This window comes from Marinobacter sp. OP 3.4, assembly GCF_036224885.1.
In the GTDB taxonomy this organism is placed as follows: Bacteria; Pseudomonadota; Gammaproteobacteria; order Pseudomonadales; family Oleiphilaceae; genus Marinobacter.
On the sequence record NZ_JAVVLT010000070.1, the window covers coordinates 1 to 19,825 of the forward strand.

The 19,825-nt window shown below is 61.1% G+C and carries 19 protein-coding genes; 13 read left to right on the top strand and 6 right to left on the bottom strand.

Annotated elements, in window-relative coordinates; all coding sequences use genetic code 11:
* Window positions 1–49: 49 nt before the first annotated feature.
* On the bottom strand, window positions 50–1,336 hold the full coding sequence (locus RO069_RS12355) for an MATE family efflux transporter (protein ID WP_328187941.1): 1,287 nt from the start codon (window positions 1,334–1,336) through the stop codon (window positions 50–52).
* Window positions 1,337–1,533: 197 nt separating this feature from the next.
* Complete coding sequence (locus RO069_RS12360) at window positions 1,534–3,135, bottom strand: class I adenylate-forming enzyme family protein (protein WP_328187874.1); 1,602 nt, start codon at window positions 3,133–3,135, stop codon at window positions 1,534–1,536.
* 271 nt (window positions 3,136–3,406) lie between these two features.
* On the opposite strand from RO069_RS12360, the gene RO069_RS12365 reads away from it, so the two are divergent.
* The 12 genes from RO069_RS12365 to RO069_RS12420 all read left to right on the top strand — a co-directional run bounded on the left by RO069_RS12365 (window position 3,407) and on the right by RO069_RS12420 (window position 15,230).
* Window positions 3,407–4,195: an SDR family NAD(P)-dependent oxidoreductase gene (locus RO069_RS12365; protein WP_328187875.1), complete on the top strand. Its 789-nt coding sequence runs from the start codon at window positions 3,407–3,409 to the stop codon at window positions 4,193–4,195.
* Complete coding sequence (locus RO069_RS12370; RefSeq protein ID WP_328187877.1) at window positions 4,195–4,641, top strand: PaaI family thioesterase; 447 nt, start codon at window positions 4,195–4,197, stop codon at window positions 4,639–4,641. The genes RO069_RS12365 and RO069_RS12370 overlap by 1 nt, the downstream gene beginning before the upstream one ends.
* Window positions 4,642–4,677: 36 nt before the next feature.
* On the top strand, window positions 4,678–5,889 hold the full coding sequence (locus RO069_RS12375; RefSeq protein WP_328187879.1) for an acyl-CoA dehydrogenase family protein: 1,212 nt from the start codon (window positions 4,678–4,680) through the stop codon (window positions 5,887–5,889).
* A 15-nt stretch (window positions 5,890–5,904) separates the two neighbouring features.
* Complete coding sequence (locus tag RO069_RS12380; RefSeq protein WP_328187880.1) at window positions 5,905–6,672, top strand: SDR family NAD(P)-dependent oxidoreductase; 768 nt, start codon at window positions 5,905–5,907, stop codon at window positions 6,670–6,672.
* 7 nt (window positions 6,673–6,679) lie between these two features.
* Window positions 6,680–7,753, top strand: coding sequence for a phosphotransferase (locus RO069_RS12385; RefSeq protein ID WP_328187881.1), 1,074 nt, complete (start codon window positions 6,680–6,682; stop codon window positions 7,751–7,753).
* Window positions 7,750–8,541, top strand: coding sequence for a 5'/3'-nucleotidase SurE (gene surE / locus RO069_RS12390; protein ID WP_328187883.1), 792 nt, complete (start codon window positions 7,750–7,752; stop codon window positions 8,539–8,541). The genes RO069_RS12385 and surE overlap by 4 nt, the downstream gene beginning before the upstream one ends.
* An 80-nt stretch (window positions 8,542–8,621) precedes the next feature.
* Window positions 8,622–10,286 carry a long-chain fatty acid--CoA ligase gene (locus RO069_RS12395; protein WP_328187884.1) on the top strand — a complete coding sequence of 555 codons (1,665 nt, stop codon included), beginning with the start codon at window positions 8,622–8,624 and terminating at the stop codon, window positions 10,284–10,286.
* 366 nt (window positions 10,287–10,652) lie between these two features.
* Window positions 10,653–11,516: a branched-chain amino acid ABC transporter permease gene (locus RO069_RS12400; protein WP_328187885.1), complete on the top strand. Its 864-nt coding sequence runs from the start codon at window positions 10,653–10,655 to the stop codon at window positions 11,514–11,516.
* A gap of 2 nt (window positions 11,517–11,518) precedes the next feature.
* Window positions 11,519–12,556, top strand: coding sequence for a branched-chain amino acid ABC transporter permease (locus RO069_RS12405; protein ID WP_328187887.1), 1,038 nt, complete (start codon window positions 11,519–11,521; stop codon window positions 12,554–12,556).
* The gene (locus tag RO069_RS12410; RefSeq protein ID WP_328187889.1) at window positions 12,549–13,316 is read left to right on the top strand and encodes an ABC transporter ATP-binding protein; all 768 of its coding nucleotides are present in this window, start codon (window positions 12,549–12,551) and stop codon (window positions 13,314–13,316) included. The genes RO069_RS12405 and RO069_RS12410 overlap by 8 nt, the downstream gene beginning before the upstream one ends.
* Complete coding sequence (locus tag RO069_RS12415) at window positions 13,303–14,010, top strand: ABC transporter ATP-binding protein (RefSeq protein WP_328187891.1); 708 nt, start codon at window positions 13,303–13,305, stop codon at window positions 14,008–14,010. The genes RO069_RS12410 and RO069_RS12415 overlap by 14 nt, the downstream gene beginning before the upstream one ends.
* Before the next feature lie 80 nt (window positions 14,011–14,090).
* The gene (locus RO069_RS12420; protein ID WP_328187893.1) at window positions 14,091–15,230 is read left to right on the top strand and encodes an ABC transporter substrate-binding protein; all 1,140 of its coding nucleotides are present in this window, start codon (window positions 14,091–14,093) and stop codon (window positions 15,228–15,230) included.
* A 98-nt stretch (window positions 15,231–15,328) separates the two neighbouring features.
* Here RO069_RS12420 and RO069_RS12425 read toward each other — a convergent pair whose 3' ends face one another.
* The gene (locus RO069_RS12425; RefSeq protein ID WP_328187895.1) at window positions 15,329–15,787 is read right to left on the bottom strand and encodes a MaoC family dehydratase; all 459 of its coding nucleotides are present in this window, start codon (window positions 15,785–15,787) and stop codon (window positions 15,329–15,331) included.
* A 107-nt stretch (window positions 15,788–15,894) separates the two neighbouring features.
* On the opposite strand from RO069_RS12425, the gene RO069_RS12430 reads away from it, so the two are divergent.
* Window positions 15,895–16,908, top strand: a complete 1,014-nt coding sequence (locus RO069_RS12430; protein ID WP_328187896.1) for an NADP-dependent oxidoreductase — start codon at window positions 15,895–15,897, stop codon at window positions 16,906–16,908.
* Window positions 16,909–16,952: 44 nt separating this feature from the next.
* Here the strand turns inward: RO069_RS12430 and tpx are convergent, their stop codons facing one another.
* The 3 genes from tpx to RO069_RS12445 form a co-directional block, all read right to left on the bottom strand.
* Window positions 16,953–17,450: a thiol peroxidase gene (gene tpx, locus RO069_RS12435; RefSeq protein WP_328187898.1), complete on the bottom strand. Its 498-nt coding sequence runs from the start codon at window positions 17,448–17,450 to the stop codon at window positions 16,953–16,955.
* Window positions 17,451–17,562: 112 nt separating this feature from the next.
* Entirely contained in the window at window positions 17,563–18,795 is a 1,233-nt protein-coding gene (locus RO069_RS12440) for a multidrug effflux MFS transporter (RefSeq protein WP_328187899.1), read from the bottom strand.
* Between the two features lie 112 nt (window positions 18,796–18,907).
* Complete coding sequence (locus RO069_RS12445; RefSeq protein ID WP_328187901.1) at window positions 18,908–19,810, bottom strand: LysR family transcriptional regulator; 903 nt, start codon at window positions 19,808–19,810, stop codon at window positions 18,908–18,910.
* Between the last annotated feature and the right edge of the window lie 15 nt (window positions 19,811–19,825).

A 19,825-nucleotide genomic window follows, 5' to 3' on the forward strand; every position in this document is an offset into this window, starting at 1 on the left:
GACTGGCGCCTTGGCCAGAAGCCTCAGCGTCACGCAGTAGGCTAACGAATTACCCAGACGGGACACTAGCCGCTGACAGTGTCTTCATCCCCCGCCGGTAAAGCAGGTACGCCATAACCCCGGCCATCAGGTTGCCGGCCAGGGCGCCGCTCATCAGCCCGGTGAGACCACCTAGCTGACCGCCCAGCCAGAGCATGGGCAGGTAGCAGGCGAACAGCCGCAGGGTGGAGATCAGCAGTGCCCGCATGGGCAGCCCCAGGGCGTTGTTGACCGATACCATCAGCATGCATACCCCCAGGCCGCTGTAACTGAGCGGCACCCGCAGCAGGTAGTCACCCAGCACATCACTGACCTGCCGGTCGGCGGTGAACAGTTCGGACACCAGTCCCGAAGTTGTCAGCCACAGCAGGGCAATGGCCAGTTGCCAGACCACGATAAAGCGTACCGCCAGCCGCACCAGTTTGCGGATGGTGCCGATGTCCCCCTGGCCCAGCAGCCGGCCCACCATGGGTGGCATGGACATGGTCAGGGCCAGCACCACCACGATGGAGAAGAACTCCAGCCGGGTGCCCAGCCCCCAGGCCGCCACGGCGGCGGATCCGAAGCCCGCCACCAGGGCGGTGGCCAGCATGGCGGACACCGGCGGCATCAATTGACTGACCATGGCCGGGGCCATGATGCCGCCAAGCTGGCGGATGGACTGGCCCAGCTCCAGCCGGGCCAGGTCGAAGGCGATCCAGCCCCGCCGGAACAGGGCCGGGTAGATCACCAGGCAGCCGACGCCAAAGGAGGTGATGGTGGCCAGCGGCGCGCCCGGCAGGCCCCACCCGAAGACAAAGATGTAGAGTGGGTCCAGGGCGATGTTCAACAGGCTGGCGGCCATCATCATCAGCCCGGGCAGCTTGGTATCACCGTGGGAGCGGCAGATGCTGTAGCCGAAATACAGCACGGCGCCGGTCCAGGCGGCCACCAGCCAGGGCATCCAGTACAGCCGGATCATCGGCAGCAGTGATGCTTCGGCCCCCAGCAGGGTCATGATGGTGTCCCGGAGCAGCCAAAGGCCCAGGGCCAGCAGGCACACCAGGGTGGCGCCGGTGGTGACCACCAGGCCGGCCAGGCGCACGGCACGCTGTTCGTCCCCGGCCCCCAGCGTGCGGGAGATAATGGCGGTGGTGGCGATACCCAGGCCGACCTGCAGGCCGGTAATGAGTTGCTGCATGGGGACAGTGAAACCCAGGGCGGCGAGCGGGTCCCGGCCCAGTTGACCGATAAAGATACTGTCGGCCAACTGGAAGGACATCAGGGACAGGACCCCGAACAGCATCGGCCAGGTCATGGAGAACAGCTGGCGGGGCAGGCTGCTGGTGGACGGCTCTGGATCGGTCACGGGATTCCGTTACGTCGTTGGTTGCATGGAGTCGGAAAGGGAGGATTCTAGCAGCCCTTGCAGGGCCTGGCTGTCCGCAATCGCCCATAGCAGAAGAGGCGACCGCTGGTGGGTCGCCTCTTCGACGGGGACTGGACGGCGAAAGGCTACTTCTTCTGGTCGGCCCAGTATGGCTCCCGCAGTTCCCGCTTGAGGACCTTGCCGATGATGGAACGGGGCAGCTCATCCCGGAATTCCACCGCCGCCAGCCGCTGGGTCTTACCCAGCTTGTCGTTGGCGAAAGCCAGGATATCGTCCTCGGAGGCGGTTTCGCCGGCCCTGCGCACCACCAGTCCCAGCGGGGTTTCGCCCCAGTGGTCGCTGGGAATACCGATCACGGCCACATCCGCCACCGCAGGGTGTTCCAGCAGTACCTTCTCCAGGTCCACGGCGTAGATGTTGAAGCCGCCGGAGATGATCATGTCCTTGCGGCGGTCGAGGATATAAAGGAAGCCATCCTCGTCCAGGCGTCCCATATCACCACTGCGATAGAACACCAGGCCCTCGGGGCTGGTCCACAGCATCTCGTTGGTCTGCTGCTCGCGATGATAGTAGCCGCGCATCATGGAGATGGCCCGGCCGACGATCTCGCCGATTTCACCCTGGGGCAGTTCCTTGCCATGGTCGTCGATAATGCGGACTTCCGCGCCCTCGGTCGGGACCCCCACGGAATCCCACTTGGTGGGGTTGGCGGCGCAATCCAGGCTGGTGGAGATGCCCCCCTCGGTGAGGCCATAGACTTCGCGGATGTTGCCTGGCCAGCGCTCCATGGCTTCGGCAATCACGTCGGAGCGCAGGGGGGCACTGGTGCACAGCTTGAGTTTGAAGCTGGACAGGTCGAAGCGGTCGAAATCCGGCTCGGCCATGATACGACTGTACTGCACCGGTACCAGCATGGCGTGGGTCACCCGGTGTTCCTCCGCCAGTTCCAGGAAACGGTGGGCGTTGAACTTGCCCATCAGCACCAGGGTGCCGCCGTGGAACAGGGTGGGCAGGGCGGATACCAGCGTGGTGTTGGAGTATAGTGGCGTGGACACCAGGTTGATGGCATCGCCGTCCAGCCCGAACCGGGACAGGCGATCGAACTGCCGCTGGCGGAAGCGGTAGTCGTGCAGTATACCTTTGGGAGTCCCGGTGGTGCCGGAACTATAGATAATGTTGAACGGGTCGTCCGGCGTCACCTCGGCCGGGTTGGCGGCATCGGTGATGTCGCCCAGCCAGGCATCCAGGTCCAGTCCGCTGTCCACCGCGTCGGTGTCGAGGCCGATCCGTTGGGCCGGCTGCACCCGGTCAAGGTCGTCACGGATCTCGTTGAACAGGGGCAGGTTCTTCTCGGAAACGAACAGGAAACGGCTGTCGCAATCCTTCACCATCAGTGCCAGGGCCTCGCCGCTGGCCATGCCGGACAGGGGCACCATGCAGCCGCCGGCAATCAGGGTGCCCAGGTACAGGCACATATAGTTGTTGCTGTTCTCGGACAGGCCGGCCACGGTATCGCCGGTCTGCAGGCCGTCTTCCCGGAGGCGGTTGGCGATGCGGTTGGCGCGGCTCAGCATTTCGGCCCAGGTGAGCGTCCCTTTTTCATCGGTGATGGCGGGCTTTTCACCCTGGGTACGGGCGAACCCCTGGAGGTGACGGCCGATGGGGTCCATGGTTTCCTGCTCGATTGCTGGAGCGTAATTCGGCATCGCCGCAACGGTTTGTCTCATTTTGGGGGCCTCAATCGTTGTTGTGTTTTGACTAGTGAAATTTATTTTCGAATATATTGACTCAAAACTGGAAGCCGTGACAAATTAAACGCCCTGTTTGGCCATTTGAAAAGCACCCTAACGAATTTCGGGGCTTTGTCCCACGCAGTTCCTTCGGAACCATGCATTCCGAATCAAGCTGATAAGCACCAGAACCTACAACGACAAAAGCCTGAGAGTCTGGAACGTGTTACCGCGCAGGCTCCCGTGCAAGGTTAAAGGAGCATACTCTATGATGCGTTTCACTGAGCGGGTCGCTATCGTTACCGGCGCCGGCAGTGGTATTGGTCGCGCCACCGCCCTGAGGCTAGCCGGCGAGGGCGCCACGGTCGTCCTGGCGGACTGGTCCGAGGAAGGCTTGCTGGAAACCGCCGCGCAAATGCCCCCCGAAGCCACCCATATCGAACGCAAGCTGGATGTGTCCGACGAGGATGCCGTCAAGACGTTGGTGTCCGACGTGGTGGCACAGTTCGGCCAGGTCGATATCCTGGTGAACAACGCCGGCATCTCCGGCGGCAGCTATCCTCCGGTAACCGAGAACGAGAAGGCGGACTGGGAGAAGATCCTGGGGGTCAACCTGATCGGTGCCATGCTGATGATCAAGCACGTGGCGCCCCATATGCAGGCGCGCCAGCAGGGCGCCATCGTCAACACCGCTTCCGTGGCTGGTATCCGGTCCGGCGCTGGCGGCAATCCCTACAGCGCGTCCAAGGCCGGCGTGATCAACCTGACCCAGACCGCGGCCTGCGACCTGGGCGGCTTTAATGTCCGTGTGAACGCCGTATGCCCGGGATTGGTGGAAACCGGCATGACCAAGGCCGTGTTCGATTACGCCCGTGCCAATGAGAAAGAGCACAAGCTGGGCACCCGCTGTGAACTGCGTCGCTACGGCAAGCCGGAAGAACTGGCGGCAGCGATCTGTTTCCTGGCCTCCGACGACGCCAGCTACATCACCGGGCAGGCCCTGCCCGTGGATGGCGGCAACACCGCCTCACTGAACATGCCTGGAATGAAAGTGTAATGAGTGAAGCACAACAGAACCTCCACATCAGCGGTGGCAAGGATCTGCCCGGCTTTCACAACCTGCTGGGGTACCGACAGGTGTCCTGGGAAGAGGACAAAGCGGTCATTGCGCTGGACCTGGAACCCAGGCACCTGAACCTGGGCGGGGTCATCCATGGGGGCGTGCTCTCGTCCCTGCTCGATATCGTGCTGGCCGAGGCCGGCACCTACTGCCCTTACCCTGGTCGCATGCGCAAGGCCATCACCCTGACCCTGACCACCACGTTTACCGGCCAGTGTTCTGGTGGCACCATTACCGCCACTGGCATCAAGCGTGCCGGCGGTACCCGAATTTTCAACAGCACCGGCGAGATCCACGATGACAAGGGCAACCTGCTTGCCATTGCCGAAGGTACGTTCAGGATTCGATCCGGCAGCGAGAACCCCGAGGGCGTTCCCATCTGAAGGCGTCCCTGCAACCAATAAAAGAGAGGCACAACGATGTTGTACGAACCGTCCGAGCGAGCGAAGAAGCTGCAGAAAGAACTCCTGGAGTTCATGGATCAGTACATCTATCCGAACGAGCACAAGCACCACGAGCAGGTGGACCAGGGGGACCGTTGGGCTCCCACTGAGATCATGGAAGAGCTCAAGGCCAAGGCCAAGAGTGCTGGCCTGTGGAACCTGTTCCTGCCGGAAAGCGAGCGTGGTGCCGGCCTGACCAACCTGGAGTACGCCCACCTGTGCGAGATTATGGGTCGCTCCCATATGGCGCCGGAAGTCTTCAACTGTGCCGCACCAGATACCGGCAACATGGAAACCATCGAGCGTTACGGTTCCGAGGAACATAAAGAGAAGTGGCTGAAGCCGCTGCTGGAAGGCGAGATCCGTTCGTGCTTCTCCATGACCGAGCCGGACGTGGCCTCCTCCGATGCCACCAACATCGGTACCGAGATTCGCCGCGAGGGCGATGAGTACGTGATCAACGGCAAGAAGTGGTGGTCCTCCGGTGCCATGACCACCACCACCAAGATTGCCATCGTCATGGGCAAGACCGATCCCACCGCCGAGAAGCACAAGCAGCAGTCCATGATCCTGGTGCCGCTGGACACCCCGGGCGTGGAAATGGTGCGTCCGCTGACCGTATTCGGTTACGATCATGCGCCCCACGGCCATGCCGAGGTGCACTACAACAATGTGCGGGTACCGGCGTCCAATATCCTGCTGGGTGAGGGCCGTGGTTTCGAGATCGCCCAGGGTCGCCTTGGGCCGGGCCGTATCCACCACTGCATGCGCACCATCGGTGTGGCCGAGCGTGCCCTGGAAGCCATGTGTGAACGCGCCAACGCCCGTGAGGCCTTCGGTCGCCCGCTGGTGGAGTTCGACTCCATCCGCAAGGACATTGCCCGCTCCCGCCTCGAGATTGAGCAGGCCCGCCTGATGACCCTGAAAGCGGCGCACATGATGGACACCGTGGGTAACAAGGTGGCCCGTCAGGAAATCGCCATGATCAAGGTGATCGCGCCCAGCATGGCCCTGAAGGTGCTGGATCGTGCCATCCAGGTTCATGGCGGTGCCGGCGTCAGCCAGGACACCTTCCTGGCGGCCGCCTACGCCAGCGTGCGTACCCTGCGCCTGGCGGACGGTCCGGATGAGGTTCACCTGGATTCCATCGCCAAGCTGGAACTGAAGAACTACCCGCGTACCCACTGAGCCAGGAGCCGAAACATGAGCAATCCATTATTCGACATGACCGGCAAGGTGGCCCTTATTACCGGGTCCACCAAGGGCATCGGCCGGTCCATCGCCGAGGAAATGGCCCGTCAGGGCGCCAGGGTGGTGATTTCCAGCCGCAAGGCCGAGGTTTGCGAGCAGGTGGCCGGTGAGCTGAAGGCGGAAGGCTTCGAAGCCATCGCCATCCCCTGCCACGTGGGCAAGAAGGACCAGCTCCAGAACCTGGTGGACAAGACCATCGAAGCCTGGGGCAAGATCGACGTACTGGTGTGCAATGCCGCCACCAACCCGGTCTACGGCCCCACCGCCGAAATGACCGACGAGGCCTGGGACAAGATCATGGACACCAACGTTAAAGGCACGTTCTGGCTGACCAATATGGTGTTGCCGGGCATGGCCGAGCGTGGCGAGGGGGCCGTGGTACTGCTGTCCTCCATTGCCGGTATCCGTGGCAACACCACTATCGGTACTTACGGCGTGTCCAAGGCGGCGGAAGCGGCCCTGGCCCGCAACCTGGCGGTGGAGTGGGGGCCGAAGGGCATCCGCGTCAACAGCATCGCCCCGGGCATCGTGAAGACCGACTTCGCCAAGGCCCTGACTGAAGATCCGGTTCGCATCAAGCGCGCTGAAGAAAAGACCCCGCTGCGTCGCATCGGCGACCCGATCGATATCGCCGGGCTGGCGGTGTTCCTGTCCACCAAGGCCAGCGCCTACATCACCGGTCAGGTGATTGTGGCGGACGGCGGCGAAACCATTAGCTGAGGTTACTATGAGTACTGGACCCAACCTGGTCGACGTCCTCGACGCTCACCGGTTTGACGAAGCAGCCCTGCTGACGTGGCTGCAGAAGGAAATTCCCGACTTTGGTGACGACCTGCAGGTCAAGCAGTTCCAGGGTGGGCAGTCCAACCCCACCTTCATGCTGACCTCTGGCGGCAACCGCTACGTGCTGCGCAAGAAGCCGCCTGGAAAGACACTGCCTTCCGCCCACATGGTGGAGCGGGAATACAAGGTGATCCGCGCCCTGTCCGACAACACCGATGTGCCCGTGCCCAAGGCTCGGGTGCTGTGCGAGGACAGCGACCTGATCGGCACTCCGTTCTACGTCATGGACTTCATGGAAGGCCGCGTGCTGAGCCACCCGGCCCTGCCGGACCTGGACAAGGCCGAGCGTCGCCCGGTCCATGAGGCGGCCATTGATACCATGGCGAAGATGCACGCCGTGGACGTGAACAAGGTCGGCCTGGGGGACTTCGGTCGTCCGGAAGGCTATGTCGCCCGCCAGGTGGCCCGCTGGTCCAAGCAGTACGAGGCCTCCAAGACCGACGACATGCCGGCCATGGACAACCTGATGAAGTGGCTGCCGGAAAACCTTCCGAAGAACGATGAGTGCGCCATTGCCCATGGTGACTATCGCCTGGGCAACCTGATGCTGGCCCCGGACAAGCCGGAAGTCATCGCCATCCTGGACTGGGAACTGTCCACCCTGGGCCATCCACTGGCGGATCTGGCCTATTACTGCCTGCCCTACCACCTGAGTTCCGGGTTCGAGGGCATGCGCGGTGTGGTGGGTGAGGATCTCGGCGAGATCGGCATCCCCACCGAGCAGGAAACCATCGAGCGCTACTGCAAGGCGTCAGGCCGCGATGGCATCGACGACTGGCACGTGTTTGTGTCCTTCTCCCTGTTCCGCCTGGCGGCGATCGTGCAGGGGGTCTATGCCCGGGCACTGGCGGGCAATGCCAGTAACGCCGATGCCCTGGAAGTGGGCAAGCGTGCCAGCATCCTGGCGGAAGCCGGCTGGTCCGTGGCCCAGAAGGGCAGCAAGGGAATCAGTGTATGAACCAGCCGACCGCGGCGGACCCCATGGTTCGCCGCATCCTGATTACCAATGATGACGGTGTGGCCGCCCCGGGGTTGAAGATCCTGGTGGACATTGCCCGCCGTCTGGCGGAGGAAGTCTGGATCGTGGCGCCGGAGCATGACCGCAGCGGCGCGGGACAGAGTATTTCCCTGCATGATCCGCTGCGGGTGTACCGCCATGGCGAGCGTCATTACGCCGTGTCCGGCACCCCCGCCGACTGCGTGCTCTATGCCCTGGCGGAATGGTTCGGCGAGACACCGCCGGACCTGGTGCTGTCGGGCATCAATGCCGGGGGCAATATCGGCGACTCGGTCCAGTATTCCGGCACCGTCGGTGCCGTGTTGAGCGCCGAGCACCTGGGCATCCCCGCCATTGCCCTGAGCCAGGCCTTCGCGAACCGGGACGAGATCGACTGGTCACCGGTCACCGAATTGGGTGAGGCAGCCATCCGTGCCCTGTGGCCCACCGCCACCCAGAGCAAGTGCTGCTGGAACGTGAATTTCCCCGCCTGTGCCGTGGATCAGGTGGGCGCCATGGAGTATGCCGCGCAATCGGCCGGGTCCATCGCCCGGCCGCGGCTGCTGCCGGGGCAGGACAGCCGGGGGCTGTCATACTGGTGGCTGGGTTTTGACCGGCATACCGATCACCAGGTGCCGGACGATGCCGATGTGGCGGTACTGAGGCGTCGGGGCGTGTCGGCATCGCCATTGCGGGGGGAGCACCGGCTGCCCGATAACAAGGTCGCCGTTCCCCTGCGGAAAACATGACAGAACCGCCCCTGCGTTGGCTGGTGACAGGCCTGCAGGGGCGGTTGCAGTCTGCAAGTGATTTAACGGGAGAGTACCGAATGTTTACAAGACACCACAAGGTCTGGCCCAGAGAGCTGCCCAAGACCATGACCCTGCCGCAAACCAGTCTGTTTACCAACCTGGAGATTTCGGCACTGCGGTATCCGGACCATACCGCCATCATCTACTACGACACCAGAATCACTTATCAGGAACTGTTTGATGAGGTGGAATCCCTGGCCGGCTGGCTGCAGGAGAATGGTGTCGGCAAGGGCGACCGCGTGCTTCTTTACATGCAGAACTCTCCCCAGTACGTGATCGGTTACTACGCGATCCTGCGTGCTGACGCAGTGGTGATTCCGGTCAATCCGATGAACCGGGCGTCCGAGCTGGAACACTACATCTCCGATACCAAGGCCACGGTGTGCCTGGCGGGAATGGAACTGGCGGGCTTTATCGCACCGCTGGTGGGCCAGACTTACCTGGAGCGTGTGGTGGTGGCCGCCTATGGCACCTATGTGCGCGAGCCCACCGACCTGGCGCTGCCCGCCGAGGTGGCGGCCGACCCCAAACCCCTGGATGCCCCCGGGCTATTGTCCTGGGAAGATGCCCTGAATGCCGGACACGAGCCTGGCCGGCATACCGCCGGACCGGATGACCTGGCCGTTATCCCCTACAGTTCCGGCACCACCGGCCAGCCCAAGGGGTGCATGCACGTCCATCGGGGGCCCATGGCCACGGCGGTCCATAGGGCGTTCTGGAACATCAGTACGACCGATTCCGTACAGCTGTGTACCCTGCCATTCTTCCATGTCACCGGCATGACCGGCTCCATGAACAGCCCCATCTACGCCGGGTCCACCATGGTCATCATGACCCGCTGGGACCGCGAGGTGGCGGGCAAGCTGATCGAACGTTACAAGGTGACCGGCTGGACCAACATCGTCACCATGGCGGTGGATTTCCTCTCCAACCCGGAGTTGGAGAAGTACGACATCAGCTCACTGGTGACCATCGGCGGCGGTGGCGCCGCCATGCCGGAGGCCGTCGCGGGCAAGCTGAAGAAACTGACCGGCCTGGACTACGTCGAGGGCTACGGCCTGTCCGAAACCATGGCCGCCACCCACATCAATCCACCCAACAACCCCAGGGCCCAGTGTCTGGGTATTCCGGTGTTTGATGTGGACTCCCGCATCATTGATGTGGAAACCCTGGAAGAGAAGGGGCCGGGGGAGGTCGGCGAGATTGTCTCCAACGGACCCCAGGTGACCGTGGGCTACTGGAACCGGCCGGCGGAAACCGAGGCGGCCTTTGTCGAGCTCGATGGCAAGCCGTTCTTCCGTACCGGCGACCTGGCCTACTATGACGAAGACGGTTACTTCTACATGGTTGACCGGGTCAAGCGGATGATCAACGCCTCCGGCTTCAAGGTATGGCCGTCGGAAGTGGAAAGCATGATGTACCAACATCCCGCCATCCACGAGGTCTGCATTATCTCCACCCCCCACGAGAAGCGCGGTGAAACCGTCAAGGCGGTGGTGGTACTGTCTCCGGACGGGGTCGGCAACACCAGTGAGGAGGATATTATCGCCTGGTGTCGGGAACAGATGGCCGCCTACAAGGTCCCCTCCGTTGTGGAGTTTGTCGATGAGCTGCCGAAATCCCCCACCGGCAAGCTGATGTGGCGGGCCCTGCAGGATGAGGAGTGGAAGAAGCAGGGCTGATGTAAGTATCCCGTCTGGTTAACAAATCAGCCAGGCGACACATCGGTGACCACCCCACTGGCCAGCATGGCTGGTGGGGTGCCTGACCTGAGTTCGGATCTCCGCCTATCATGGGGTGATTCGAGAACCTGCCAGAATTTCATTTTCATCATTGAAATTACCAATTAGGTTCGCATAGCGAAATCGCATTCTGTCTATTGACAGTATATGCGTGCAGTGTACTCTTGTGCATCGGCGTGAGGCATTCTGCCAATACGTCTAACTAAAAAGAAAATCAATAAAGCAGAAAACGAAACCCAATAACATCAATGACAGTTGCGGTAACGGCAACTCTACAAAAACAACGTCGCCACGGGAGGGGCCGGTTTGACTACATTTCTCCAACAGGTTTTCAACGGGATGACCCTGGGCAGCATCTACGGTCTCGTAGCGCTCGGTCTGACCCTTGTTTACGGGATCCTCCACATCCCGAACTTCGCACATGGTGCGCTCTACATGGTAGGCGCGTTCATGTCGTACTTCTTCATGGTGGACCTGGGCGTCCACTACTGGATTGCCATGGCGGGTTCCGCCGTCGTGGTCGCCGTACTGGGCGTCGTCTGTGAACGCCTGGTTTTCCATCAGTTGCGCAATTCACCCCCGATACACGACAAGATTGCCGCAATCGGTATCCTCCTGTTCCTGGAAGCCGTTGTGCATATGATCTGGGGCTCTGATTTCCGCCGCATGTCCACCCCGTTTGGCGGTGTGGTAAACCTGGACGGTGTCTTTCTGCGTGAACAGGGCATGCTGATCATTGCCTCCACCGTTGTCCTGGTCGTGGCCCTGAACCTGTTCCTGCGCAAGACCATGGTGGGTGCCACGATTATCGCCATGGCCCAGAACCGGGAAGGCGCGTTCCTGGTCGGTATCGACGCCAACCGCGTTGCCATGATGACCTTTGCTATCTCCGGCGTTCTGGCCGCTGTCGCCGCCACACTGTATGCCCCCATGAACCTGGTGTACCCGGCCATGGGGCATCTGGTAATCATGAAGGCCTTCGTTATTATCATCCTGGGGGGGATGGGTAGCATCCCGGGGGCCATTGTCGGAGGCATGATCATTGGCTTTGCCGAAGCGTTCGGCGGCTATTATATCTCCACCGCCTACAAGGACGTCATCGCCTTTGCCCTGCTGGTGGTTATCCTGTCGATCCGTCCACAAGGTCTGTTTGCCAAGGGGGCACACTAATCATGATGTTCAAGCTTGGAGCCCTGTTAATGCATCCGGCCAGCAAATACGTACTGCTGGCCCTGGCCTTGGTCTTTCCGGCCCTGGCATCAAACGAATATCAGGTCTATGTGATGGCGACCGCCTTCATCTGGGCCATTGCCGTATACGGTTTTAACGTTATTACCGGTTTCTGTGGCCAGCTGAATCTGGCTCATGGCGGTTTCTTCGCCATCGGGGCCTACACGGTGGCACTGCTGACCTCCGATGCCGGCTGGAACTTCTGGCCGGCGTTCCTGGCCGCCCTGTTCCTGACCGCCTTTCTGGGCTTCCTGGTGGGTGCGGTCTCCCTGCGCCTGAAGGAGCACTACTTCGCCATCTTCACTCTGTGTGTCGGCTTTATCATCTACCTGCTTCTGGACAAGTGGGAAGAACTGACCCATGGCGCACTGGGCGTGCGCAACATCGCCGCGCCGGATGGCTTTGGTCTGGTGAACTTCCGCGAGACCATGCCGCTGTACTACCTGGTTCTGTTCTTCCTGGTGTTTATCATCTGGTTCACCGGTCGGATCCAGAAGTCCCTGGTCGGCCGTACCTTTGTGGCCATCCGTAACGGTGACGAACTGGCGGAATCCCTTGGTATCAACCTGATGAAGACCAAGATTCTGGCTTTCGTGATCTCCACCACCTATGCAGGTCTCGCCGGTGCATTGTATGCCGGTATGATCCGCTTCGTAGGGCCTGAGGACGGCAATGTGCTGCACACCTTCAACATGATCATGTACATGCTTGTCGGTGGTATCGGTACGCTGTTTGGGCCCCTGGTCGGCACCGTGGGAATCGTGTGGATCACCCAGTCTCTCCAGTTCCTCGAAGAATATCGCATGATCATCTTCGGGCCGCTTCTGGTGGTGCTGGTCATTTTCTTCCCGCTGGGTGTGTGTGGTTCCTTCCTGACCTGGATGCATCGCAAGGCCCAGGCCCTGGGGCTGGGTCCAAAGAAAGTCCAGGCTGAGAGCAAGGTAAATAGCAGCAGTCAGGAGGCTAGTAACAATGCTTAAAATAGAGCACCTCACCAAGATGTTTGGCGGCCTGGCTGCGGTCAATGACGTATCCGTGGAATTTGGCGCCAATCAGATCAACGCCATCATCGGCCCCAACGGGGCCGGGAAAAGTACCTTCTTCAACCTGATTTCCGGCATGTATCAGCCTACGTCTGGAAAAATCCTTCTGGATGGCACCGATGTCACTTCGATGCGTTGCGATCATGTTGCCAGACTGGGTGTTGGCCGTACGTTCCAGACTACTAATCTGTTTGAAACCGCGACGGTTCTGGATAACCTGATTGTGGGTTACCGGCTGCGTACCCGTTCCGGCTTGTGGGACGTGCTGATCAACTCCAGGCGCCTGCAGGCGGAAGAGAAAGCCGCCCGGGAAAAGGCGCGGGACGCGCTGGACTTTGTTGGCTTGAACCACGCGGAAAACCGCTATATCGCCGACTGTACCCAGGAAGAGCGCAAGCGTGTGGCGTTTGCCCTGGCCCTGGCAACGGATCCGAAGATCGTCCTTCTGGACGAGCCGGCGGCGGGGGTTAACCCCGAGGAAACCGAAGGTCTGGCGCAACTGATGCAAAAAATGGTTAAACACGGGCTGACCGTGTGCCTGATCGAGCACAAGATGGATATGATCATGGGCATTGCCGACAAGATCATGGTGCTGGATCACGGTGAAAAGATTGCCGAAGGCACGCCGGATGAAGTGAAGAACAATCCGGTGGTTATCGAAGCCTACCTGGGGAGTGATGCTGATGCTGCAGCTTAAGAATGTCGACGTCCACTATGGTAGCTTCAAGGCGCTGAACAACATCAACATGACCGTCGATACCGGCGGACTGGTGGTACTGTTGGGTGCCAATGGTGCCGGCAAGTCCACACTGTTTAACGCCATCAGTGGCCTGATCAAGCCGTCAGCCGGCAACATCGAGTTCGAGGACAAGATCCTCAATGGCATGAAGGCCAGTGCGGTAGTGAATGCGGGGGTGGTGCAGTGCGCTGAAGGCCGCCAGCTGTTCCCGCAGATGAGCGTTCACGATAACCTCATGCTGGGCGCCTACGTGCATCGCAAGGATCGGGAAGGCAACAGGAAACGCCTGAATGAGGTGCTGGAACTGTTCCCGATTCTTGAGGAAAAGTCCCATCAGCCGGCGGGTTCCCTCTCCGGTGGTCAGCAGCAGATGGTTGCCATCGGCCGCGCCATGATGAGCCGTCCGCGTCTGTTGATGCTGGACGAGCCGTCACTGGGTCTGGCTCCCCTGGTGGTCAAGCAGATGTTCGAGACCATTCAACAGATCAACAGCCTTGGCACCACGGTGCTTCTGGCTGAGCAGAATGCCTTTGCGGCACTTAAAATTGCCACATATGCATACGTTATGGAGAACGGCCAGCTCGTTATGGACGGCGACCGTGAAACGATGCTGGGTAACGAGGAAGTGCGCAAAGCATACATCGGGGCCTGATAGGCCCCGGAAACTCGCTTGTACAACAACCCTGACAAAACGCCTGTCAAACAAAGGCGAAACAAAACCAGGAGAAAACAATGAAAACAGCGAAGAAGCTTGGACTGGCAGTTGCTGTAGCAACCACAATGGGCATGAGTTCCGCCATGGCGGCCGAGGTCAACATCGGCTTTACCGGACCGCTTTCCGGTGGTGCTGCCCTGTATGGTGAAAACGTTCTGTCCGGCCTGCGCATGGCAGCGGACGAAATCAACGAGGCTGGTGGCTTCGATCTGGATGGTGAGAAAACCACCATCAACATCGTCGCTCTGGACGACCAGTACTCTCCGGCACAGGCGGCTACCAACGCCAAGCGCCTGAAGCAGGAATCTGACGTGCCGGCGGTGTTTGTTCCCCATTCCGGGGGCATCTTCGCACTGATGGATTTCAACGTGGAAGACGACTTCCTCGTAATGGCCTACACCAGTGTTCCGACCATTACCGAACAGGGTAACCCCCTGACCGTGCGGATCCCGCCTACGTTTGATGGCTACGTGAATGCCTTTACCGACTACGCTCTGGAGAACTGGGGCACCAAGCTGGCCATGGGCGGTGCAACCCACGAGTATGCCAAGATCTGGGCATCCATGATCGAAAAGGCCTGGACTGCCAAGGGTGGTGAGGTGGTCGCCCAGAATCCGATGGACTACAACAAGTCCGCGGACTTCTTCACCGGTGTTAGCCGTCTGATCTCGGAAGAGCCGGACGTCATGTTCGTCGGTGGAGCCTCCGAGCCGACGGGCCTGGTGATGCAGCAGGCACGTCAGCTGGGCTACGAAGGTGCGTTCATCATGATGGACCAGGCCAAGATCGATGAGGCCGCCAACGTGGTGGGTGGCTATGAGCCGCTGGAAGACACCGTTGGTGTGGTTCCGCTCGGCGTATATGAGACCGAGGCAGCCCAGAACTTCATCAAGCGTTATGAAGAGATCTATGGCAAGACTCCGGGCTCTGAAGCGGCGTTCAACTACCTGGCCCTCCACGGCCTGGTAAACGCCATGGATCAGACCGAGAGCACCGATCCGGAAGTCATCCGTGCCGCACTTAACGACGCTATTGCCAACCTGGAAAGCAGCAAGAACCCGTACGAAGTGGAAGGCGTTGACGAGAAAGGTGGATTTATCACCGCGCCGACCATGGCTGTCGTCAAGGACGGCAAGATCGTCGAAGAGGAATTCTGATCCCTGCGGACAGAGTTCACTGAATGAAAAAGGGGGCTTCGGCCCCCTTTTTTCGATTCGGGTGAATGCCTGGCATTCACCGGTCAACCTGTCTGAATTTATGGTTTGACGTACATGGCCAGGTTCTCGGCCACCACCGCAGGTTTCTCCTCGCCCTTGATCTCGATCACCGTCTTGTAGGTGGCCAGCACCCGTTTTTCATCCACCTCCTCAACACTCACCAGTTCCACGGTGGAGCGGATATCGGAACCGGACTTCACGGCGGACGGCAGGCGGACCTTGTTCATGCCGTAGTTGATGGTGGCGGCGGGACCTGTCACCGTCATGGCCTGCTGGTTAAGCTGGGGAATCAGCGACAGGGTCAGGAAACCGTGGGCGACCGGGGCTCCCCAGGGTGCCTCCTTTTTGGCCCGCTCAACGTCCACGTGAATCCACTGGTGGTCACCGGTAGCGTCGGCAAAGGCCTGGATCATCTCCTGGCTGACGTGTTTCCAGGGGCTCTGGCCCACCACCTTGCCTTTGAAATTCGGCAGTTCTTCGAGTGCGATACTTGTCATTATTATCTCCTGGTTTCGTTTCGCGGAAACATGTTTCGTAAGCTATTCTCATGGACCTGAGCGTTTGGTGCAACAATAAAAATCCCCCCTATATAGAGAGGTATGATATGTCAGCAAACCAACAATTTACGCTGGTACAGCGTCCCGTCGGCATGCCCGACGACACCCACCTGCGTCTGGACGAAACCCCCATGCCGGAAGCGGGTAAGGGCGAGGTCCTGCTGAAGACCCGTTACCTGTCCCTTGATCCCTACATGCGCGGTCGCATGAACGATACCGCCTCCTACGCGACGCCGGTCGCCCTGGGTGAGGTGATGACCGGAGAGGCGGTCAGCGAGGTCCTGGAAAGTCACCACCCTGACCTGTCCCCCGGAGACCTGGTGATTGCCCGTACCGGCTGGCAGACCCACTCGGTGGCAACCCCGGATAGCCTCTACCGTATTGATCCGGAGATCGCCCCGCCAAGTGCCTGGCTGGGCGTTATCGGTATGCCCGGCTTCACCGCCTATGTGGGGCTGCGGGAGTTTGGCCGTCCACAGCCGGGGGAAACGGTGGTGGTCTCCGCCGCCTCCGGCGCCGTGGGCCAGGTGGTCGGGCAGATTGCGAAAATGAAGGGGTGCCGGGTGGTTGGCGTTGCCGGAGCGGAGGACAAGTGTGATTACGTGAAGACCGAGTACGGCTTCGATGCCTGTGTGAACTACAAGGACGAGGATTTCGAGGAACAGCTCCGGGCGGCCTGCCCCGACGGGATCGATGTCTATTTCGAAAACGTGGGAGGCAAGGTGTTCGAGGCGGTGATGACCCTGGTCAACGACTTTGCCCGCATCCCGGTCTGTGGCCGGATTGCCCATTACAACCAGACCAGGCTGCCGGAGGGCCCGGACCGGCTCATTCCCTTCATGGGGCAGATCCTGATCAAGCGCCTGATGTTCCGGGGCTTTATCCAGTCGGACCATAACGAACTGCTGCCGGAGTTCCGGCGGGAGATGGGGCAGTGGCTGAAAGAGGGCAGGGTGAAGTATCGGGAAGACGTGGTGGAGGGGTTCGAGAACACCCTGACCGCCTTCCAGGGACTGCTCCAGGGGAACAACCGGGGCAAGCTGGTGGTCAGGGTGTCCTGATACTTGCCGGGGCGACCGGATGGCGGTCGCCCCATTCTTTCTGACTACAGCACCGCCAGGGCGGCCTCGTAGTCCGGCTCGTTCTTGATCTCGTCCACGAGCTGGCTGTGCAGGACCTTGTTGTCCTCATCAAGGACCACCACGGCGCGGGCACACAGGCCCGCCAGGGGTCCGGTCTGTAGTGCCACCCCATAGTCCTGCTGGAAGCTGTAGTTACGGAAGGTGGACAGGGTCTGCACGCCCTCGATGCCTTCCGCGCCACAGAACCGACCGGCGGCAAAGGGCAGGTCGGCGGAGATCACCAGCACCTCGGTATTGTCGAGTCCACCGGCCTTTTCATTGAACTTGCGGGTGGAGGTGGCACAGGTGCCGGTATCGATACTGGGAATGATGTTGAGGATCTTGCGCTTGCCGGCGAAATGGTCGAGGCCCACATCCTTCAGGTCACCGGTGGTCAGGGTGAAATCCGGGGCGGTGTCGCCCGGCTGGGGAAAGGTGCCGCTGACTTCCAGCGGATTGCCGCCCAGGGTGACTTTGCTCATTGTTTTCTCCTTGCTGGTTGGTTTCGAAGCCCGGTCTGAGTTTCAGTAAAGTCCTCAGTAAACGGTATTTTTTCCGGCCCGTCGACCAGAAATTTCAGTAAGCCCCAGGAGTTTACGCGACTTTTTGCCGTGCAGATTCCTGGGCCGGCTCGAAACCCGGTGCCGGATAACGCTGGACCAGCAGCAGGTAGGCGGCCAGGGCAGCCACCGAGCAGGCCGCAATGATGCTGGCCATCACCAGGGAAGTACCGGTGTAGAGCTGGCCCACCAGCGCGCCGACAGCGGCGGCCAGGGCCATCTGCCCGAAACCGAACAGGGCGGAGGCGGAGCCGGCCATGGTGGGGAAATTGGCCAGGGCACCGGCCATGGTCTGGGGCAGGGTCATGCCGACCCCCATCATCACCACCGCCTGGGGAATCATCACCGCCCACACGCTATGGACCTCCGCCATGGCGAGACCGGCCATGGCCACCCCTCCCGCGACGCTGGTCATCAGGCCCCGGACCAGGATCTGGTCAGGCACCAGCCGTCGGCCCAGGCGGACCGCCCCCAGGTTGCCGGAGATATACCCCGCCACGATACAGGCGAAATACAGGCCATAGTGCTCCGGTGCCACTCCGAGAAAGTCGATGAGCACAAAGGACGATCCGGACAGGAAGGCAAACAGCCCTGAAAAGGCAAAGGCATTGGTCAGGGTGTAACCGATAAAACTGGGATCCGTGCCGATGTGCCGGTAGTTCCGGGCGAGGTTCCGAAGCTTCAGGGACTGGCGGTTGGCGGGGGCCATGGGTTCCGGGATGCCGAACGCCACCACGACCATCATGACCAGCGCATAACCGCCCAGGGCAATGAAGATGGAGGGCCAGCCGAAGCCGGCCAGCAGGAATCCGCCCAGGGTTGGCGCCACCGCCGGCGCCAGGGCCATGATGCTGGCGAGGATGGCCATGATGCGCGAGGCCTCCCGGGGCGTATAGATATCACGGATGGCGGCACGCCCCAGTACCGGGCCGGCGGAGCCGCCGATGGCCTGCAGGAAACGGCACAGCAGCAGGGTTTCCACATTGGTGGCCAGGGCACAGCCGACACTGGCGATAAAGAACAGCAGGAAGCCGCCAATCATGATCGGCTTGCGTCCGAACCGGTCCGCCAGCGGGCCACAGAAAAGTTGGGCCAGGGCGAACCCGGCCATGTACAGGCTCAGGGTCAGCTGCACCTGGTCGGGACCGGCCGACAGGGCATCCCCCATGGACGGCAGGGCCGGCAGGTACATGTCGGTGGCCAGGGGCCCGAGGGCCACGGCGGCGGCCAACAGGATGGTGGTCCAGATACTGGTCAGTGCAAGCATGATCGGATCGGTGTTTGAATGACAGGGCGCCAGTCTACGCTCCCGGTGGGCAAAGATAACGACCCGGGCATCGATACGACCTATGAACAATATCGATCAGTTGCTCAGTTGCTCAGTTGCTCAGTTGCCGGGCGGTGGCAGCCAGTTCATTGCGAAGCCAGCGGTGCCCGGCGTCGGCATGGTAGCGCTGGTGCCAGACCATCAGCAGGTTCACTTCCCGGTAGTCAAAGGGCAGGGGAGCGGTGGCAAAGCCCCGCAGCAACTGGTGACGCATGCGGGACGGGGCCGTTGCCAGCAGGCTGGTTCCCCGCAGGAATTCCGGCAGGCCGGAGAAGTTGGAGACGGTCACCACGATGTGGCGGCTCAGCCCCCGGGCCTGCAGGGAGTTCTCCAGGCCGGTATGCTCCCCGGTCCGGAACAGCACATCCACGTGCCTCGCCTTCAGGTATTCCGCCAGGTCGCCGGGGGCCTGGCGTTGTGAGGCGTCATAGAAAATCACCATCCGGTCCCTGAGTAGCCCTTTCTGGATGATGTCCCCGGCGTCCGGTGCATGGGGCGTGATGATCAGGTCACAGACGTCGTCCCGCAGCATGTCGGCGGAGGGAATGCCAGACGGCATCACCTGCAGCCTGATGCCCGGCGCCCGTTCCCGCAGCCTGGCCATCAGCGGCGGCAGCAGCAGGTCGCGCTGGTAGTCGTTGGCGGCTATGGTGAAGGTGAATTCCGCCGTGGCGGGGTCGAAGGGCGGCCCCTCTGGCAGCGCCCGCAGTTCATCCAGGATCTGCCGGATGTGGGGGCCGGTCTTGACGGCGTACCGGGTGGGGGCAATGCCGCGACCGGACTTTACGAACAGGGGATCTCCCAGTGCCTGGCGCAGCCTCTCCAGGGTATGGCTGACCGCGGACTGACTCATGCCCAGGCGTTCGGCGGCCCGGGAGACGCTGTTCTCCCGCAGCACCGCCAGGAATACGTCCAGGGAGCGTGTGTCCAGGTTTGATTGATCGATGGCTTTCATGGGTCAAGTGTAGCA

What these genes read in the sequence shown, in the direction of transcription:
- RO069_RS12355 (WP_328187941.1), bottom strand. Translation starts at nt 1,336, where the DNA reads ATGACCTGGCCGATGCTGTTCGGGGTCCTGTCCCTGATGTCCTTCCAG.
- RO069_RS12360 (WP_328187874.1), bottom strand. Translation starts at nt 3,135, where the DNA reads ATGAGACAAACCGTTGCGGCGATGCCGAATTACGCTCCAGCAATCGAG.
- RO069_RS12365 (WP_328187875.1), top strand. Translation starts at nt 3,407, where the DNA reads ATGATGCGTTTCACTGAGCGGGTCGCTATCGTTACCGGCGCCGGCAGT.
- RO069_RS12370 (WP_328187877.1), top strand. Translation starts at nt 4,195, where the DNA reads ATGAGTGAAGCACAACAGAACCTCCACATCAGCGGTGGCAAGGATCTG.
- RO069_RS12375 (WP_328187879.1), top strand. Translation starts at nt 4,678, where the DNA reads ATGTTGTACGAACCGTCCGAGCGAGCGAAGAAGCTGCAGAAAGAACTC.
- RO069_RS12380 (WP_328187880.1), top strand. Translation starts at nt 5,905, where the DNA reads ATGAGCAATCCATTATTCGACATGACCGGCAAGGTGGCCCTTATTACC.
- RO069_RS12385 (WP_328187881.1), top strand. Translation starts at nt 6,680, where the DNA reads ATGAGTACTGGACCCAACCTGGTCGACGTCCTCGACGCTCACCGGTTT.
- surE (WP_328187883.1), top strand. Translation starts at nt 7,750, where the DNA reads ATGAACCAGCCGACCGCGGCGGACCCCATGGTTCGCCGCATCCTGATT.
- RO069_RS12395 (WP_328187884.1), top strand. Translation starts at nt 8,622, where the DNA reads ATGTTTACAAGACACCACAAGGTCTGGCCCAGAGAGCTGCCCAAGACC.
- RO069_RS12405 (WP_328187887.1), top strand. Translation starts at nt 11,519, where the DNA reads ATGATGTTCAAGCTTGGAGCCCTGTTAATGCATCCGGCCAGCAAATAC.
- RO069_RS12410 (WP_328187889.1), top strand. Translation starts at nt 12,549, where the DNA reads ATGCTTAAAATAGAGCACCTCACCAAGATGTTTGGCGGCCTGGCTGCG.
- RO069_RS12415 (WP_328187891.1), top strand. Translation starts at nt 13,303, where the DNA reads ATGCTGCAGCTTAAGAATGTCGACGTCCACTATGGTAGCTTCAAGGCG.
- RO069_RS12420 (WP_328187893.1), top strand. Translation starts at nt 14,091, where the DNA reads ATGAAAACAGCGAAGAAGCTTGGACTGGCAGTTGCTGTAGCAACCACA.
- RO069_RS12425 (WP_328187895.1), bottom strand. Translation starts at nt 15,787, where the DNA reads ATGACAAGTATCGCACTCGAAGAACTGCCGAATTTCAAAGGCAAGGTG.
- RO069_RS12430 (WP_328187896.1), top strand. Translation starts at nt 15,895, where the DNA reads ATGTCAGCAAACCAACAATTTACGCTGGTACAGCGTCCCGTCGGCATG.
- tpx (WP_328187898.1), bottom strand. Translation starts at nt 17,450, where the DNA reads ATGAGCAAAGTCACCCTGGGCGGCAATCCGCTGGAAGTCAGCGGCACC.
- RO069_RS12440 (WP_328187899.1), bottom strand. Translation starts at nt 18,795, where the DNA reads ATGCTTGCACTGACCAGTATCTGGACCACCATCCTGTTGGCCGCCGCC.
- RO069_RS12445 (WP_328187901.1), bottom strand. Translation starts at nt 19,810, where the DNA reads ATGAAAGCCATCGATCAATCAAACCTGGACACACGCTCCCTGGACGTA.